Annotated in this window: 22 protein-coding genes; 19 read left to right on the top strand and 3 right to left on the bottom strand. The window is 50.0% G+C overall.

Translation table 11 applies throughout. The features are described 5' to 3' along the window. Positions 1–275 precede the first annotated feature (275 nt). Positions 276–704, top strand: a complete 429-nt coding sequence (gene mntR / locus ADA01nite_RS01570; protein WP_146808133.1) for a transcriptional regulator MntR — start codon at positions 276–278, stop codon at positions 702–704. Positions 705–814: 110 nt separating this feature from the next. Continuing rightward, positions 815–1,720, top strand: coding sequence for a patatin-like phospholipase family protein (locus tag ADA01nite_RS01565; protein WP_170230070.1), 906 nt, complete (start codon positions 815–817; stop codon positions 1,718–1,720). Between the two features lie 2 nt (positions 1,721–1,722). Here the strand turns inward: ADA01nite_RS01565 and ADA01nite_RS01560 are convergent, their stop codons facing one another. Beyond that, on the bottom strand, positions 1,723–2,115 hold the full coding sequence (locus tag ADA01nite_RS01560; protein WP_146808131.1) for an SA1362 family protein: 393 nt from the start codon (positions 2,113–2,115) through the stop codon (positions 1,723–1,725). Positions 2,116–2,160: 45 nt separating this feature from the next. Continuing rightward, positions 2,161–3,102 (bottom strand): DUF1385 domain-containing protein, encoded by a 942-nt coding sequence (locus tag ADA01nite_RS01555; protein ID WP_246147181.1) that lies wholly within the window; start codon positions 3,100–3,102, stop codon positions 2,161–2,163. A 182-nt stretch (positions 3,103–3,284) separates the two neighbouring features. On the opposite strand from ADA01nite_RS01555, the gene ADA01nite_RS01550 reads away from it, so the two are divergent. The 4 genes from ADA01nite_RS01550 (at position 3,285) to efp (ending at position 6,160) form a co-directional block, all read left to right on the top strand. Continuing rightward, positions 3,285–3,656: a c-type cytochrome gene (locus ADA01nite_RS01550; RefSeq protein WP_146808130.1), complete on the top strand. Its 372-nt coding sequence runs from the start codon at positions 3,285–3,287 to the stop codon at positions 3,654–3,656. A gap of 339 nt (positions 3,657–3,995) precedes the next feature. Next, a complete protein-coding gene (aroQ, locus tag ADA01nite_RS01545; RefSeq protein WP_146808129.1) occupies positions 3,996–4,451 on the top strand; it encodes a type II 3-dehydroquinate dehydratase in 456 nt (151 codons plus the stop codon). A 17-nt stretch (positions 4,452–4,468) separates the two neighbouring features. Next, complete coding sequence (locus tag ADA01nite_RS01540; RefSeq protein WP_146808128.1) at positions 4,469–5,536, top strand: M24 family metallopeptidase; 1,068 nt, start codon at positions 4,469–4,471, stop codon at positions 5,534–5,536. Between the two features lie 66 nt (positions 5,537–5,602). Next, positions 5,603–6,160, top strand: coding sequence for an elongation factor P (gene efp / locus ADA01nite_RS01535; protein ID WP_146808127.1), 558 nt, complete (start codon positions 5,603–5,605; stop codon positions 6,158–6,160). Between the two features lie 155 nt (positions 6,161–6,315). Here the strand turns inward: efp and ADA01nite_RS01530 are convergent, their stop codons facing one another. Continuing rightward, on the bottom strand, positions 6,316–7,572 hold the full coding sequence (locus ADA01nite_RS01530) for an MFS transporter (protein ID WP_146808126.1): 1,257 nt from the start codon (positions 7,570–7,572) through the stop codon (positions 6,316–6,318). 194 nt (positions 7,573–7,766) lie between these two features. Between ADA01nite_RS01530 and spoIIIAA the strand changes: the two genes are divergently transcribed. The 13 genes from spoIIIAA (at position 7,767) to ADA01nite_RS01465 (ending at position 16,464) form a co-directional block, all read left to right on the top strand. Beyond that, positions 7,767–8,708: a stage III sporulation protein AA gene (gene spoIIIAA, locus ADA01nite_RS01525; RefSeq protein ID WP_146808145.1), complete on the top strand. Its 942-nt coding sequence runs from the start codon at positions 7,767–7,769 to the stop codon at positions 8,706–8,708. A gap of 5 nt (positions 8,709–8,713) precedes the next feature. Continuing rightward, a complete protein-coding gene (spoIIIAB, locus tag ADA01nite_RS01520; RefSeq protein WP_146808125.1) occupies positions 8,714–9,232 on the top strand; it encodes a stage III sporulation protein SpoIIIAB in 519 nt (172 codons plus the stop codon). Positions 9,233–9,244: 12 nt separating this feature from the next. Further along, positions 9,245–9,448 carry a stage III sporulation protein AC gene (spoIIIAC, locus tag ADA01nite_RS01515; RefSeq protein WP_146808124.1) on the top strand — a complete coding sequence of 68 codons (204 nt, stop codon included), beginning with the start codon at positions 9,245–9,247 and terminating at the stop codon, positions 9,446–9,448. 12 nt (positions 9,449–9,460) lie between these two features. Further along, entirely contained in the window at positions 9,461–9,850 is a 390-nt protein-coding gene (gene spoIIIAD, locus ADA01nite_RS01510; protein WP_146808123.1) for a stage III sporulation protein AD, read from the top strand. A 15-nt stretch (positions 9,851–9,865) separates the two neighbouring features. Continuing rightward, positions 9,866–11,065, top strand: coding sequence for a stage III sporulation protein AE (spoIIIAE, locus tag ADA01nite_RS01505; RefSeq protein ID WP_146808122.1), 1,200 nt, complete (start codon positions 9,866–9,868; stop codon positions 11,063–11,065). A gap of 14 nt (positions 11,066–11,079) precedes the next feature. Further along, positions 11,080–11,769 (top strand): stage III sporulation protein AF, encoded by a 690-nt coding sequence (gene spoIIIAF / locus ADA01nite_RS01500; RefSeq protein WP_170230069.1) that lies wholly within the window; start codon positions 11,080–11,082, stop codon positions 11,767–11,769. Between the two features lie 3 nt (positions 11,770–11,772). Beyond that, entirely contained in the window at positions 11,773–12,384 is a 612-nt protein-coding gene (spoIIIAG, locus tag ADA01nite_RS01495) for a stage III sporulation protein AG (RefSeq protein ID WP_246147180.1), read from the top strand. Positions 12,385–12,399: 15 nt separating this feature from the next. Further along, the gene (locus ADA01nite_RS01490) at positions 12,400–12,987 is read left to right on the top strand and encodes a SpoIIIAH-like family protein (protein WP_146808120.1); all 588 of its coding nucleotides are present in this window, start codon (positions 12,400–12,402) and stop codon (positions 12,985–12,987) included. Positions 12,988–13,219: 232 nt separating this feature from the next. Continuing rightward, complete coding sequence (accB, locus tag ADA01nite_RS01485; RefSeq protein ID WP_146808119.1) at positions 13,220–13,750, top strand: acetyl-CoA carboxylase biotin carboxyl carrier protein; 531 nt, start codon at positions 13,220–13,222, stop codon at positions 13,748–13,750. A 12-nt stretch (positions 13,751–13,762) separates the two neighbouring features. Next, positions 13,763–15,115: an acetyl-CoA carboxylase biotin carboxylase subunit gene (gene accC / locus ADA01nite_RS01480; protein WP_146808118.1), complete on the top strand. Its 1,353-nt coding sequence runs from the start codon at positions 13,763–13,765 to the stop codon at positions 15,113–15,115. Positions 15,116–15,215: 100 nt separating this feature from the next. Then, complete coding sequence (locus tag ADA01nite_RS01475) at positions 15,216–15,623, top strand: Asp23/Gls24 family envelope stress response protein (RefSeq protein ID WP_246147179.1); 408 nt, start codon at positions 15,216–15,218, stop codon at positions 15,621–15,623. Between the two features lie 42 nt (positions 15,624–15,665). Then, a complete protein-coding gene (amaP, locus tag ADA01nite_RS01470) occupies positions 15,666–16,235 on the top strand; it encodes an alkaline shock response membrane anchor protein AmaP (RefSeq protein WP_146808117.1) in 570 nt (189 codons plus the stop codon). A 10-nt stretch (positions 16,236–16,245) separates the two neighbouring features. Then, positions 16,246–16,464, top strand: a complete 219-nt coding sequence (locus ADA01nite_RS01465) for a DUF2273 domain-containing protein (protein ID WP_146808116.1) — start codon at positions 16,246–16,248, stop codon at positions 16,462–16,464. Positions 16,465–16,554 lie beyond the last annotated feature (90 nt).

The raw sequence follows: 16,554 nt of genomic DNA, 5'->3' as shown, positions 1-16,554 counted from the left end.
AAAAAGTATCGCCGGAGGGACGGCGTAGGTGGCGACGACCTCGCCCGCGCAGAAGCATGGTAAGCTCCTGCCGTGTTGCCTGCCCATAGCCTTGTCTCTGCCTGCGGGAAAACTTCCTGCTGGTACGCGAGGTGTTCGCAGGAAAGGATCCCACGTGCTTCAGCCGTGGGAGAAGGTCAATTGAAATTCTTGCAAGTCTTTTTCAAAGTACGGTATCATAGAGGAATAGCGAACACGCTATTGGGAATAGAAGTGCGTAAGGATGGGGGAACGGCATGGCAACTCCGAGTATGGAAGATTATTTGGAACGGATTTATACATTGATTGAAGAGAAAGGATATGCGCGCGTTTCCGATATTGCGGAAGCGCTCAACGTTCATCCATCTTCGGTAACCAAAATGGTGCAAAAATTGGACAAGAGCCAGTATTTAGTATACGAGAAGTACCGTGGTCTTGTGCTGACGAACAAAGGCAAGAAAATGGGCAAGCGTCTGGTTGACCGGCATGCGCTGCTTGAAGATTTTCTGCGCCTTATCGGCGTATCGGAAGACGTTATCTTTGACGATGTGGAAGGCATCGAACATCACTTAAGCTGGGATTCCATTACCTGCATTGAATACCTAGTACAGTATTTCCAGGAAAACCCGGCCCGTGTTGAGGAACTTCGTAATCTGCGGGAAGCAGAAGATGAAATGATTGAATAGTCCGGAGTAAGAGGCGGCTCTTGGGTCGCTTTTTTTGTTTGCCTTGATTCTGAAACACCTTCACACCGAGTACATTACAAATAAAAAGCCTGAAGGGGGGAGAAGACGGGGTGAAAAAGATTGACGCGGTATTTGAAGGGGGAGGAGTCAAAGGCATTGCTTTCGTTGGTGCGATTACAGAGTTTGAACGCCGGGGATTCGGCTGGAACCGGGTTGCAGGCACATCAGCCGGGGCCATTATCGCGAGCCTTGTCGCGGCCGGCTACCGGGCCGATGAATTAAATGAATTGATGAAGGGTTTTGATTATATGGCGCTGCAGAAGAAACAAGGATTGGCACGGATTCCAGGTATCGGTTCATGGCTCAATCTTTGGGTCAAAAAAGGTTTCTATTCCGGAGATTACCTGTACAATTGGATGAATATCCATCTGGCCGCCAAGAATGTTCATGTCTTTGGAGATCTGCCCTCCGGTACGCTGAAAGTCATCGCTTCCAACATTACAGACGGACGCCTCCTTGTTCTGCCGGATGATGCCGAACAATTGGGGCTTTGCCCGCGCTCGCTGTCTGTCGCGTTAGCGGTGCGGATGAGCGCCAGCCTCCCATTCTACTTCGAACCGATCATTATCCGCAGGCAGGGCCTGCCGGTCTATGTGGTGGACGGCGGTATTTTAAGTCGGTTTCCGCTTTGGTTGTTTGAAGAAAATAGCCAGTCGTGTTATTCGACCATCGGTTTTCGTTTATCGGCAAGTTATGAAACCAAGTCGTATAGAATCAATACACTGCCGGAGTATATGAACGCGATGCTTAAGACGATGATGCAGGCGCACGATCAACGCTATATCGAGAAACAGCACGCTGCACGCACTGTGTTCATTCCGACGGAAGGGATTCCGGCGGCTAAGTTTGACATTACCGAAGAAGAACGAAAGTGGCTCTATCAGTCCGGTGAAGCGGCGGCCAAACAGTTTATGATCCGCTTGCCTTCGCTGCGGATTAAAAGAAAAACCTCTTGAGCTCAAGAGGTTTTTGTCTTTTTATTTGGTTTGTTTTTCTTGCCTTCGATAACCCGAAATGGATTATCGCGGCGCAGAGACGGTTTCAACCGGTTCATCTTCTTCAGCTTCGAAGGGGATGTTGTGACCGAAGGCGATGACTGTCCTTTTCGTTTATTACGCTGTTTCTGCTGACGAAGTGCTTTCTGATAGCCTTTGTCCGCCGGACCTGAGGAAAGTCCAGCGCCTCGCGACAGAAGCAACTTGTTCACCAGGAAATACAGCACAGCCGCAACGGCGGCGAAGATAAGGATAGACTTCAGCAGACCCCAAGCGTCATGATAAAGCTGAGCGGCAAATCCAACTCCGACAAGGGTAAGCAGCACAACTGTGAAAACCTGAGACTTCCGCGACACCCTAACACCTCATTTCATTTTGGAGTTTACCAATATTTGAGAAGGTTAGCTGATTGAGATTGTCGTCGTGGGAACGTTCTGTTTTGCCTCATCCAATTCACGCATGCGGAGGAAAGAAGCAATGGCCACTTCCACCTGTTTATCGTCCGGTTCGCGAGTCGTCAGTTTCTGCAGCCATAAGCCCGGGTATCCGAGGATGCGCAGGAATGGAACGTCACGAAGCTTGTTGGTGGCCTGAAGTGTCTCGTAGGAAACGCCAATGACAACAGGCAGGAGCAGAATGCGCTGGTATATTCTTTCCCAGAGGGAATCATAGTGGAAAAACGAGTAAATCACCACGCCGACAAGGACCGTAAACACGATAAAGCTGCTGCCGCACCGGTAGTGCAGCGTGGAGAATTGTTGAACTCTCTTTACTGTTAATTCTACCCCAGCTTCATACGCATTAATCACTTTATGTTCGGCTCCATGATATTGAAAAAGCCGCTTAATCATTGGTGTCCGCGCGATAGCCAAAATATAGACGAGAAGTAAAATGATTTTGATTCCGCCCTCGATAAAATTCTGGGCGATGTTATTTGTAATTCGTTGGAATAGCACATCCGCGAGGACGGCCGGAACCACAGTGAAGATTAATTTGCCGAACAGAAATGACAGGACACCGATAACGGCCACGCCGAGAATCATCGTTAATTTCGAAGGAGTTGATTCATTCGCTTCTTCTCCCGGTTCCGAATCGTAGCGCTCCGTCGAGAAATTGAGGTGCTTGGAACCGTTGGCGCTTGCCGCCACCAAGCCGACAATCCCCCGCAAGAATGGGACTTTTTGCAGTCTTTTTATCCACGGGCGCTCCTGTTTTGGTTCTTCATAGTATTCAATCGTGCCGTCTTTGCGACGAATTGCGGTCACGATATAGTTTTTTCCGCCGAACATTACGCCTTCTACGACGGCCTGACCGCCGTAGGCTGGTCTCGTTTGATTTGACAAGTTAAACACCTTCCTTATCCTTTATTGTAGCTGATTTGGCTGGTGGTTTCTAGCAGAAAAGTACGGAGAAGATCGACAATATGCGGCAGGTTGTTCAACAATATGTGATAAGTAGTATGTGTAAAGTATTGAAAGTTTGGGTAAAGGGTGAGTACAATGGGACTGGAAGGGGAGGTGAAAAAATGAAAAAGTTGACAACTGCTGGTTTATTGCTGGCGCTGGCGGTAGGCTTATCAGCTTGTGGCGGGGGAGAAAAGCCTTCAAGCGCTCCGGCTGACCAAAATCAAAGCCAGAGCCAGAACCAATCCGCTACAACGAGCGGAGGCGGCGGTGACGAAGCGAAGAAAGTTATGGAAGGAAAATGCATTTCCTGCCATGGTCAGAATATGGAAGGCGGTGCAGGCCCTGAGCTTCAGAAAGTAGGCGCCCGCCTATCGAAAGATGAAATCGCCAAGGTTATCAAAGAAGGACGTCCAGGTACGGCAATGCCAGGTGGTCTTCTGAATGACGAAGAGACCGAGAAAGTGGCTTCCTACCTTGCTGAACAGAAATAACGAAGGACTCGTAATTACATAGTCGGCCCTGGCCGGCTTAAAAGAGCATCTCCGACTTTTCGTCAGGAAAGGGAGATGCTTTTTTTGTGAAAAACGTGAGGAAAGAAGGAGAGGACAGAGGAAATGAGATCCGGGGAAGAAAAAGGCGTTCGCCTTTTTCTCCATTTTTTCATTTGATGGTTTGTGGCTGGTAAGTCATGGAGTGGATATAGTACAATATGTAAAACAGTACATGAGGATGGGTATTTTTCCAACCCCTTCGTTTCCTTATTTTCTTACCTTCGTTTTATAAAATAAATTGTATCTCAAAACATCTCTTATACTGAAAGGCGTGGTAGCATGGCGTCCGTTCTTGTAATAAACGGTCCGAATCTGAATATGCTGGGCAAGCGGGAGCCGGGTATTTACGGCAGTGAAACGCTGGCGGATGTAGAGGAGCGGATTGCGCGGCGTGCAGGCGATTTGGGAGTTGCGGTGGAGTTTTTCCAGTCGAATCATGAAGGCGCAATTATCGACCGGATACATCAGGCATTTGGTTTGTGCGACGGTATTGTTATTAATCCGGGAGCTTTTACACATTATAGTTATGCGATCCGGGACGCGCTTTCAAGCGTACAGATTCCGTTTGTCGAGATTCACATCTCCAACATTCATGCGCGGGAAGCGTTCCGCAAGGAGTCAGTGCTCGCCCCTCTTGCGATTGGCCAGATTAGCGGACTGGGTACATACGGGTATGAGTTGGCGCTGGATGCGCTGGCCCATTATTTACGGAAAAACGAAAAGATGAAACTGTAAACCGGAGCTGATGAAGAATGGATAGGAAACTAGAGGCGATTCGAGTCCGAATGAAGGAAGAGGGATTTGACGGGCTGTTAATTACCAACGGGTATAATCGGCGATACATAACCGGTTTTACAGGCTCTTCCGGCTGTTGTCTCGTAACGGAGAGCGCCGCGGATTTGATTACCGATTTTCGGTACATTGAGCAGGCGATCCGCCAGGCACCGGCATTCGAAATCGTCCGCCACCAAGCCGATATGCTGGAAACGGTTATCGAGCGCGCAAAGCGGTACGGTGTAAAGCGTCTGGGTTTTGAGAAAAGCCATGTAACCTACGCGCTCTATCAGCGCTTGGCCGAGCTTGCAGACGGCATAAAATTAGTACCGGTATCAGGCGTGGTCGAAGCGTCACGGCTTGTGAAAACGGCAGATGAACTGCAGGTGATTAGAGAGGCGACCGAGATTGCGGACAAAGCATTCGCCCATATTCTAAACTTTATAAAACCCGGAGTCACAGAGCTTGCGGTGGCAAATGAGCTGGAGTTTTATATGCGTTCGCTTGGTGCGGCCAGCTCTTCGTTTGATATTATCGTTGCCTCCGGCGCACGTTCGGCGTTACCCCATGGTGTTGCTTCCGACAAGGTGATTGAAAAAGGGGAGATGGTTACCCTTGATTTCGGAGCGTATCACAAAGGATATTGCTCCGATATTACGCGTACCATCGCGGTCGGTGAGCCAGGTGAAAAAATGCGCGAGATTTACAACATAGTACTTCGTGCGCAGCTGAACGGCGTAAACAAAATTGGGGCCGGCATGACCGGAAAAGAGGCTGATGCGCTGACTCGGGACATTATTTTGGAAGCGGGATACGGTCCGTACTTCGGGCACAGCACCGGACACGGCATTGGACTTGAAGTGCATGAAGGGCCGACACTGTCGGTGCGCGGTGAGCAAAAACTGGAGCCGGGTATGGTCGTCACGATAGAGCCGGGCATCTACCTGGAAGGAGAGGGAGGGGTTCGCATTGAAGACGATGTGGTGATTACAGAGAACGGTTGCGAAATCCTGACCCGCTCTCCGAAGGAATTGCTTGTGATTTAATATAGGTTTTTGTTATAATTTGAAAGTTAGAAAACAAGAAATAACTGGTTTGTAGGAGGTTTATTCATGATTTCAGTAAACGACTTGCGCCCGGGCATTACGATCGAGTATGACGGAGCGATTTATTCTGTTATCGAATTCCAGCACGTAAAGCCAGGTAAAGGCGCTGCATTTGTACGCACAAAGCTGCGCAATCTGCGCAACGGCTCCATCAAAGAAACGACGTTCCGCGCCGGCGAGAAGGTGGCGAAAGCGAGAATCGAAACGAAGGAAATGCAATATTTGTACGCGTCTGGCGACGAGCACGTGTTTATGGATACACAAACATACGATCAAATCAGCCTGCCAACCAGCCAACTGGAGCATGAGCTTAAGTTCCTGTTGGAAAACATGAACGTAAACATTGTTATGTTTGAAGGCGAAATCCTGGGTGTACAGGTACCGAATACGGTAGAGCTTACCGTTGTGGAAACCGAGCCGGGCATCAAAGGCGATACAGCTTCCGGTGGCACGAAACCGGCAAAGATGGAAACCGGGCTTGTGGTACAGGTACCGTTCTTCATTAATGAAGGGGATAAACTAATTATCGATACTCGAAGTGAGCAATACGTATCGCGCGCATAATAGAAGATGAGCATAAAAAAAGCGGCCTTTTACGGGTCGCTTTTTTCTGTGAAAATCGTGAGAAAAGAAGGAGGGGGAAGAAGGAAAAAGATCCAAGGAAGAAAAAGGCGTTCGCCTTTTTCCACATTGAAATCATTGTCTCTTCTCTTAAACTTCTATCCTGAGTCTTTATGGACAAGAGGCAGGGGTTTAAGCAGAAGGCGGCGATGGCCGTGCTTGCTTTTGATTTGCGCCGGCCTGTGAATAAAGCGTGCGGTGAGCAAGGCGAGCAGCAAGCAAAAAGCGGAGGTTCCCCAGAACAAAAGGAAGGGACGCCCCATTAGCGCACCGAATACCGCAGGTCCTGCGGCAATGCCGAGAAAGCGTACACTGCTATAGAGCGAGGTCACAATTCCGCGTTCCGCTTTGCCGACAGCGGATGTAATCAGAGCATTTAAGCAGGGAAGAACGAACCCTGCTCCGATACCGCCTGCAAACAGGAGAGCAATGATGGCTATAGGATGTGCGGTAAACGGCAAAATCGTACAGATGACGGCTGTCAGGGAGGTACCGCTTACCAGAAATGTTTTCATGCGTTCCACCTTTTGTCCGATGATGTTCCCAACCCAAGCCGATATGACCGTTAGTGAAAGTAAAGGCAGTGCCAGAAATAAGCCGCGCACAGGTCCTGATAAGGATGTGTAATTATCCAATGCTTCGGCCAGGTAAAATAGCATGCCAAACAGGAAAAACATTTGAGTTGCCCCAAGCAGAAAGCTTATGAAAAGCCAGCGTCCCTGTTTGCGAAAGACATTGACCGCATCCTGCTTATATTTTGCAAACGGCGGAGGTGCCTCCGTCTCCGCTTCCTTCACCCAGCGGGCAATGGCCCAGAGCGCGGGCACAATCAGGAGCGGAAATGCAAAAAAAAGCGCATACCAGGCAATCAGCGCGAGAAGCGATCCGAGAACGGGGCTGAGCACCTTACCGAACGCGTTAGCGGATTCAATAACGCCGAATGCCCGGCCGCGGTGTTCGGGCGGGTATAAATCGCCGATGAGCGCCATGGCAATTGGAGACGTGCCAGCGGCCCCGATACCCTGAATGATTCGTCCTGCTACAATCCATGCATAAGGTTGCGCAAAAAACAGTGCCGCTCCCCCTGCTATAAGGCCGCCTGCGCCGTATAACACCAATGCAGCGATGATTACCTTTTTGCGTCCGATGCGGTCGGAAAGAAAACCGGCGAACGGGATAATGGCTCCCGCCGGAACGGAAAACAGGGTAATCAACAGCCCGGTATCCAGTGCGCTTAAATCGTATTCATTGGCGATTGCCGGCAGTACGGGAATGACCATTGAATTGCCGAGTACCATAATCAGTGGCACAAGGCTTAGTGCAAATAATACACGGTCTGACGGTTTTGTTTTCATGCACGCTCACCTCGTCGTTAATATAGATCGCTTCAAACGATCATACATAGCTTGCCCTGCACCGCATGCGGCCAATCTGTTTTCCTGCTCCGAGTCCTTCCCCTTTATACTTCCTTATTTCAACATTGTCATAAAGTGGTCAGGCTTCCCATATGAATGTGATAAGTACAATGGGACAAAGAGGTGGTCAGATGATGGAAGATATTCTTCGAGTGCTGCCCGACAGTCTGCGCACCAAACTTAAATTTCTGCCCTCAGAAGAGCTTGAACAAATCGAAGAACTCCGCCTGCGCATAGAACGGCCCATTGAATATGTGGGAGGCGGTATCTCCCGATTTGTGAAGGAGAGGGGAGGGGGCACGGAGCGGTCGGAAGGTGCACTGATGTTTACAAAAGAAGAGGGCGCCCAATTATTGAGCAGGCTCAGCCACCATTCGCTGTATATGATGGAGGAAGAGATGCGGCGCGGCTATATTACAATCCAGGGAGGTCATCGGGTCGGCATTTCCGGTAAAGTGGTGCTCGAGGATGGACGTGTCAAATTGATTCGCGATGTGGCGAGCTTTAACATTCGTGTGGCCAGGGAACAGAAAGGTGCGGCGGATAAGGTGCTGCCCCTTCTGACGGAAAGGGGACAATTGCTGAGCACGCTTATTATCTCTCCGCCACAGTGTGGAAAGACGACGCTGCTGCGCGATTTGGCGCGTCAGATTAGCGAGGGGACAAAAGAGGTTGCGGCACGTAAAGTCTCCATTGTCGATGAACGTTCGGAGATTGCCGGCTGTGTGGGAGGCATTCCGCAGAAAGATGTCGGACCCCGTACGGATGTGCTTGATGCCTGTCCGAAGGCGGAAGGTATGATGATGATGATCCGCTCCATGTCACCTGACGTGCTGATTACGGACGAGATCGGCCGGTCGGAAGACGGCTATGCGCTTGAGGAAGCAACCCATGCTGGTATTGCCGTCATTGCCAGCGTACATGGGCGCGATTTAAAAGACATTATGCGCAGGCCTACGCTCTCTCGGATTTTACAGGCGGGTGTTTTCCAGCGCTACCTTGTTTTGTCCCGCCGGCCGAGAGTAGGCACGCTCTCCGGAATGTATGATGAGCATTTTGCGGACTGCCGGAGGTGAGAAGGATGCTGAAGCTGTTGGGTGCTTCGCTAATTATTCTGGCGGGTACGCTCTGCGGCATGCAGTTGGGAGGGTACCTCGCACACAGGCCGCTGCAAATCCGTCAGCTGCGTACAGGTCTTACGCTGCTGGAAACCGAGATTGTATACGGATCCCGTTCGTTGTCTGAAGCGCTTGCTTCTATTTCCCGCAGGGTGGGAGGCGAGGCAGCGCGCCTGTTTAGCCAGGCAGCGGAACTGTTAGCCACAGAGCAGGAATGGTCGGCAAGTGAATGCTGGCATTGCGCCGTGCACCGGATTTGGCCCGGCACCGCCCTGAAAGAGCCGGAGAAAGACGTTATGCTTCAGCTTGGGTTTATCCTCGGGCAGAGCGACCGGGAAGATCAGCAGAAGCATATCAGGCTTGCTTTGGCCAACCTCGAACATGAAGAGGCTTGCGCCCGGGACAGTCAGCAGCGCTATGAGAAGATGTGCCGCAGTCTGGGGGTGTTGAGCGGAGTCTTGCTCGTTATTTTACTTTATTGAGAGGTGGAGGCCATGGGGTATGATGTAAACGCAATTTTCCAGATTGCCGGCATCGGTATCATTGTTGCCATGATTCATACCGTCCTTAAGCAATCGGGCAAGGATGATTGGGCGCAGTGGGTGACGTTAATCGGCTTCATCATTGTGCTGTTCATGGTAGCATCGTTCATTAATGACTTGTTTCAGGAAATTAAGCGGGTTTTCTTGTTTCAGTAGGGAGCGTTCGCCATGGATATTATTCAGATTGTGGGGCTGGGAATCGTCGCTACCGTGCTCAGCCTGGTTGTTAAGGAACAGAAACCGATGTTTGCGTTTGTCCTTGCGACGGTTACCGGAGTCATTATCTTCCTGTTTCTTATCGGCAAAATTTCCGATGTCATTCGGGTCCTGGAAGGCATTGCAATGCAGGCGAATGTAAATATCGTTTATCTGGATACCATTCTCAAAATTATCGGCATCGCCTATATTGCAGAGTTTGGCGCCCAGGTGACGCGGGATGCAGGGCAAGGGGCAATCGCATCTAAAATTGAATTAGCCGGCAAAATTCTCATCCTGGTCCTTGCGATTCCGATTCTTTCCGTCATTGTTGAAACGATTGTACAGCTACTCCCGTCATAAAAAGGTTGTGAAAACATGAAGCAGAAACGGTCGCAGCTTCTATTCTATACAGTCCTGTTGCTGGCGCTGCTGTTCGTGTGGCGTCCCGCAAGCGCCGCCGAGCCGGAAATTTCGGCTTCCGCACCGCAGGATGCGATTGTAAAAGGGCAGCTTGAACGTCTTGACACAAAAGAAGTAGAGGCATTCTGGCAGAAAGTGCTGGACAAATACGGAGGATACTTACCGGAAAGCGAAGGAAAAAGTCTGTTTGAAATGATGACAGGAGAGAAAGCGTTCAGCTTTTCCGGTGTTATGAAGGGTTTGGGTTCCTTTCTTTTTCACGAGATGATTATTAATGGCAAGCTGTTGGGCGCCATTCTCATTATTACGGTATTCGCCATGGTGCTGGAAACGCTGCAAACGGCCTTCGAAAAAAACACAGTCAGCACTGTCGCCTATGCGATTTCTTATCTGGTACTTATTATTCTTGCAATAAACAGCTTCCGGGTCGCCATTGACTTCGCGCAGGGAGCGATTCACGATATGGTAGGGTTCATGCTGGCGCTTATGCCGCTGATACTGGCGCTTCTGGCATCAACCGGAGGAGTGACATCCGCCGCGCTATTCCATCCCATGATTGTTTTCCTGGTTAACATAAGCGGTACGCTGATTTCTACTATCGTCTTTCCTCTGCTGTTTCTGTCCGCCATCCTCAGCATCGTCAGCTCATTCTCTGTGAAATATCAGCTGACCAGACTGGCCCATCTGCTGCGTACAGTCAGTCTCGGACTTATGGGGAGTTTTTTGACGATTTTTCTCGCCGTACTCTCCCTGCAGGGAGCGGCAGCCGCTGTGGCGGACGGAGTGGCAATCCGTACCGCCAAGTATATCGCAGGCAACTTCGTTCCCGTAGTAGGGCGGGTATTCGCAGATGCGGCCGACACGGTTGTAGGTGCCTCGCTGCTTGTCAAGAACGCGGTGGGCATGGCCGGGGTGCTCATTCTGCTTTTGCTGGTCGCATTTCCGGCGTTGAAAATTCTCATACTCGCATTCCTTTACAATCTCTCATCCGCCGTCATGCAGCCGCTTGGTAACAGCCCCATTCTGTCGTGTCTAAGTATTATTGGAAAAAATCTTCTGTATATCTTCGGAGCGTTGGCCACGGTCAGCCTGATGTTCTTCCTAGCCATTACCATTGTCATCTCGGCCGCAAACGTTTCGGTGATGATGCGGTAGGGAGGAAGATGCATATGATGGCCATGCTCATTCTCTGGTTGAAAAAGATTATTCTGCTCGTACTGCTCGCTACATTCCTGGATTTGCTTCTGCCAAGCGGTACGTACAGCAAATACGTCAAGTTGGTAATGGGCCTGCTTATTCTATTAGCGCTGCTTTCACCTATATTGAATCTATTCCGCAAAGATATCCCGCTCGCTCAACTCTCTTATGCAGTAGGGGAAAATGCCACGCAGAGTCCTGACTTTGCACGGGTGGACGCGCTTGCCAAAAAGCTTGCGGCGGAAAACGACGAACAAGCAAATCGATATGCGGAAGCGCAAATCGGCGAGTTGGTGAAAAAGCAGATTGAGACCCAGCATGGCGTCAAAGTACAGAATGTCCAGGTCCGGATTCGTTCAGAAGGCGAAAAAGCGAAGCAGCCTATTGACTATATTTCTGTAGTACTAACACAGAGGAAACCGACGGAAGAGGCGGAGGCGCAAAATGGACGGGAGGTTCTTGTGGAGCCGATGAAGCCGGTCAAAGTAGAGATTTCCCCGGGCAGCGGGGGCGAATCCATAGCGGAGAAGGATGAATCAGTCGCCGTCGTCGCCGAGCAGACGCGCATGGAGAAAACAATTGCCGCTGAGGTCTCGCATGCATGGAACGTGCCGAATGCGGCAGTACGCATTACGTGGACCGGCACCGGAGAGGAGGGATAAGAAGTGAGCAAGAAAGATAAAGGCATTCAAGATGGCGAAATCAGGAAAAAGTTGGGCACGATGCAGTGGCTGCTGATTATAGGTGCGCTCGGTGTCGGGTTCATGATAGTAGGCTCTTTTTACAATTTCGATCAGTCGCCGCCGGACGCACCTTCCCCTCCGGCAACTTCGGAGGACAAGGCGGTGTTTGCTCAGAAAAAGCAAGAATCCTACACCATGGAAGAGTATGAAGCAATGTATGAAAAAAAGCTAAAAGAAGTGCTGCAGACGATTACGGGCGTTGGTGAAGTATCGGTAATGGTCAACATCGAATCGACGGAAGAGATTGTGGTCGAGAAAAACACGAACCGGCAGACACAAACGACGCGTGAAGCGGACAAAGGCGCAACGCGCGACATCAGCAGCGAATCAACCCAAGAACAGGTCATCATTACGAAGGATGGCAGTTCCGAGCGGCCTGTCGTAATGAAAACCGTAAAGCCAAAGGTGCGAGGTGTGGTTGTGGTGGCTGAGGGCGCAGGCAATCTTCAGGTTAAAGCGTGGATTCTGGAGGCGGTACAGAAAGTGCTTGCCGTTCCTTCCTATAAAATCTCAATTCTTCCCAAAAAAGCTTAAGGAGGCTGAGTACGTATGGTGTTGAAAAAACAAACGGTCTGGTTGCTGTCCATGCTTGCCGTACTGGTCGTGCTGTCGGCGTATTATCTGGTGCAGGGGCCTGTCGAGCAGGTGCCTGTGGCAACCGGGAATATGAATGATACGGCACAAATGCCGCCCGATGTCCCTGCTTCTGATAAAGATAAAGGGGTCAGCGTAGAGACAAAGCAGGTGGCGCCACAGCCCGAAGGTACGCCGGTGACCACGCCGTCCGACGATTACTTTATCGGATACAAGATGCAGCGCGATGCGCAGCAAGAGCAGGAAATGGGCCGTTTCATGGAAGTGATGAGCAATACCGAGGCCAAGCCAGCGGCGATTGCTGAAGCAAGGAAGAAATATGAAGAGCTGGCCGCATTGAAGGATAGTCAGACGCAGGTAGAAGAACTGGTAAAGTCGCTCGGAAGCTATAAAGATGTCGTGGTGATTGCCAAGGACGACATGGTCCGGGTGGTTGTGCAGACAGAAACGCTAAAAAAAGACAAAGTAGTTGAAATTATCAATGTAGTCAAACAACATATGAAGGTTTCAGGGAATAATATTGTCGTTAGCTACAAACCATAACACTTGGATGGGGGGACGGCGCTGCTGTTCCTCTTTTTCTGTGAAAATTATGAGAAAAGAAGGAGAAGAGGGAGGAAAAAAGAGCCGGGGAAGAAAACGGCGTTCTTCTTTTTTCGCATAAATTGATAAATAATTCAGTACACAACTTGTACCAAGAAAATAATCTTGTGTTATAATACATGGTGATGCTTTATTACATAGACCATACAAATACGTTAGGAGTGGACAAAGCATGCTAAAAATTCATGAAATTAGAGAAATCATTAAACTGGTCGACCAATCGGCCATCACGGAATTCAAAATCGAAGAAGAAGGCACGAAAATCAGCATTAAGAAAGGCACTGTTGCAAGCGTTTCCCAGGTAGTGGCTGAACCGGCTCCAGCACCGCAGGCAGCACCTGCACCTGCTGCGGCACCTGCCCCTGCGCCAGCTCCGGCTCTGAAAGCAGAAACTCCGGCACCGCAGGCAGTACCTGCACCCCAGGCAACCCCTGTAGCCGTAGAAGAGGCAGAAGATACGGATCTGCACAAAATTACATCCCCGATGGTGGGTACATTCTACAAAGCGTCTGAACCGGGTGCGGCTCCGTTTGTACAGGTTGGTGACAAAATCAAAAACGATACGGTCGTATGCATTGTCGAAGCGATGAAGCTGTTTAACGAAATCGAAGCGGAAGTAAGCGGAGAGATCGTGAAAGTGCTCGTAGAAGACGGCCAGTTGGTGGAGTACGGACAACCTCTCTTCCTTGTGAAGCCGGAATAAGGGAGGTCTTCCATGTTTAAAAAAGTATTAATCGCAAACCGTGGGGAGATTGCCGTCCGTGTCATCCGTGCCTGCCATGAGTTAGGCATTCAAACCGTTGCCGTTTATTCGACGGCGGACAAAGATGCACTGCATGTACGTCTGGCTGATGAAGCTTATTGCATCGGGCCGACGGCTTCGAAAGATAGCTACCTGAACATGACAAACCTGATGAGCGTTGCCACCAAAGCCGGCGTGGACGCGATTCATCCCGGTTATGGATTTCTGGCGGAGAACGCAGATTTTGCTGAGATTTGCTCTGCTTGCAACATTACATTTATCGGTCCGGAACCGCAGGCCATCGTTAAAATGGGAGACAAGAATGTCGCACGTGAGACGATGAAGAATGCGGGTGTTCCGATTGTTCCGGGGACCGACGGATTGATTGAAGACATTGACGAAGCGATTCGCATCGCCGAAGAAGCAGGCTATCCTGTTATTATCAAAGCGACGGCGGGCGGCGGCGGGAAAGGCATGCGCGTAGCCCGTTCCAAAGAAGAGTTGGTTTCGTCCGTGCGCCAAGCGCAGCAGGAAGCGAAGAACGCGTTCGGCAACCCGGGCGTATATCTGGAGAAATATCTAGAAGACACGCGTCATATCGAGATTCAAGTCATCGCGGACAAGCACGGTAACGTCTGTCACCTGGGCGAGCGCGATTGCTCAATTCAGCGCCGTCATCAAAAGCTGGTGGAAGAAGCGCCGTCGCCGGCATTGGATGAAGAGACGCGCCAACAGATGGGCAGCGCGGCCGTAGCCGCAGCCAAAGCCGTAAATTATCATGGCGCCGGCACGGTGGAATTTCTGCTTGATAAAGATGGTCGTTTCTACTTTATGGAGATGAACACTCGTATTCAGGTTGAGCATCCGGTCACAGAGTTGATTACCGGTATCGATCTCATCAAAGAACAGATTATGGTGGCGGCGGGTTATCCGTTATCCTTTAAACAGGAAGATGTCCAAATCGATGGCTGGGCCATCGAATGCCGTATTAATGCAGAGAACCCGGCCAAGAAATTCATGCCGTCCCCGGGTACAATCCAATTCTACCTGCCTCCGGGCGGATTCGGTGTCCGTGTCGATAGCGCAGTGTATCAAGGCTATCAGATTACGCCATTCTACGATTCAATGGTAGCCAAGATTATTGTTTGGGGTAAAGACCGGAACGAAGCGATTCAACGTATGAAGCGGGCGCTGTCCGAAATGGTCATCGAAGGTGTACATACGACGATCCCGTTCCATCTGAAGCTGCTTGAACATGAAATGTTTGTAGAAGGCAATTTCAATACGAAGTTCTTAGAGATGTACGACTTGAAAATTGAAGAATAATTTCTAAAAATGACACCTTCTTCAAAGGCGCAAATTGTATTCTTTTCCTTTCCTTTGCTATAATAGGCAAAGAAGCGCACTTTGGAGGAGGTGTTTTATATTGGATAATGGAATTGAGTTCTCGCAAGTGGAATTAGGTAAAATTGAAATCGCTCCCGAAGTCATTGAAGTTATCGCCCACATGGCGAGCGCGGAAGTGCCTGGCGTGGCAGGCTTAAGCAGCGGGATTGTCAGCGGTTTCGTTGAGCGTCTCGGACGCAAGAATAGTCACGGCGTTCGGGTAGAAATTAAGGAAAGAGAAGCAACCATCGATCTTTATATTATAGTAGAATATGGACAGCAAATTCCTGACGTAGCATATAAGGTACAGGAGAATGTGCGGGAATCTATTCAGAATATGACAGGTCTTGCGGTTACGCAGGTCAATGTACATATCGTCGATGTTTTGCTGAAACAGGAAAAAGAAAAGAAGGTACCTGGCACTGAAGAGATTCACCGAGTTCGATAGGCGGAACGCATAATTTGACGTTTCGCCGGTAGGAGGGCGTCCGTGAATTTATTTGACCGTTTTATTCTAACATTATACAGTCTGGCGTTGGTGGTTATCTCGCTGTTTGTTATGGCGACCAGCCTGAATTTAATTTCGTCCACATACATTACGGATGCGATTGAAGAAATTTATGCCTCATCGCAGGTGGGACTTGTCTATTTCGCTGCAGCGGCCATCTTCTTTCTTATCAGCCTGAAATTTCTGTTTACCAGCGTGCGCGGTGGCGGGGAGCGCACCCATGCGAAGGCGTCGGTTCATAGTCCGACCGAATACGGGGATGTACGGATTACGCTGGATACGATTGAGAGTATTGCCGTCAATTCAGCACGCCGCATCCGGGGCATTCGCGATCTGAAAGCGCGGGTCCGTGCGGAAGAAAATAAAACGTCCATTCACGTCAAGGTGACAGTGGACGGGGAAACGCCGATTCCTGGCCTGGCAGAGCAGGTACAGCAGATAATCAAAGAGCGTGTGGAAACGATTGCCGGACTTATGATTTCCGAAGTGACAGTACTTGTGTCCGAGGTAGCGCAGCCTGGCACCGGAGCGCGCGTCCGGCGGGTAGAATAGAGGGATGGCCATGTTCTGGCAGTTTATTCTGGAAAACCGGGGAAAAGCGTTTGGTCTTGCGGCGGGATTTATTTTTGGCTTTCTCTTTCTGTGGGTCGGTTTTTTCAAAACGATCGTATTTGCCGTATTCGTAGCGACCGGTTTTTATATCGGCCGCAAATTTGATAATGAAGAGGATGTAAGCGAAGTGCTGGACCGCATTCTTCCCGGTAAGTTTACAAAACGGTAGAAAGGGTGGCAGGTCCTAAAAAAAGCGTCAAATCTCGAATCCGGAGGTTTGGCGCTTTTTGCGGTAAAATGGTGCGCGCAAAGTATTTCC

Source organism: Aneurinibacillus danicus (assembly GCF_007991215.1).
Taxonomy (GTDB): domain Bacteria; phylum Bacillota; class Bacilli; order Aneurinibacillales; family Aneurinibacillaceae; genus Aneurinibacillus; species Aneurinibacillus danicus.
The sequence above is the reverse complement of the archived record's forward strand: the minus strand, read 5'-3'. Positions and strand labels throughout refer to the sequence as shown.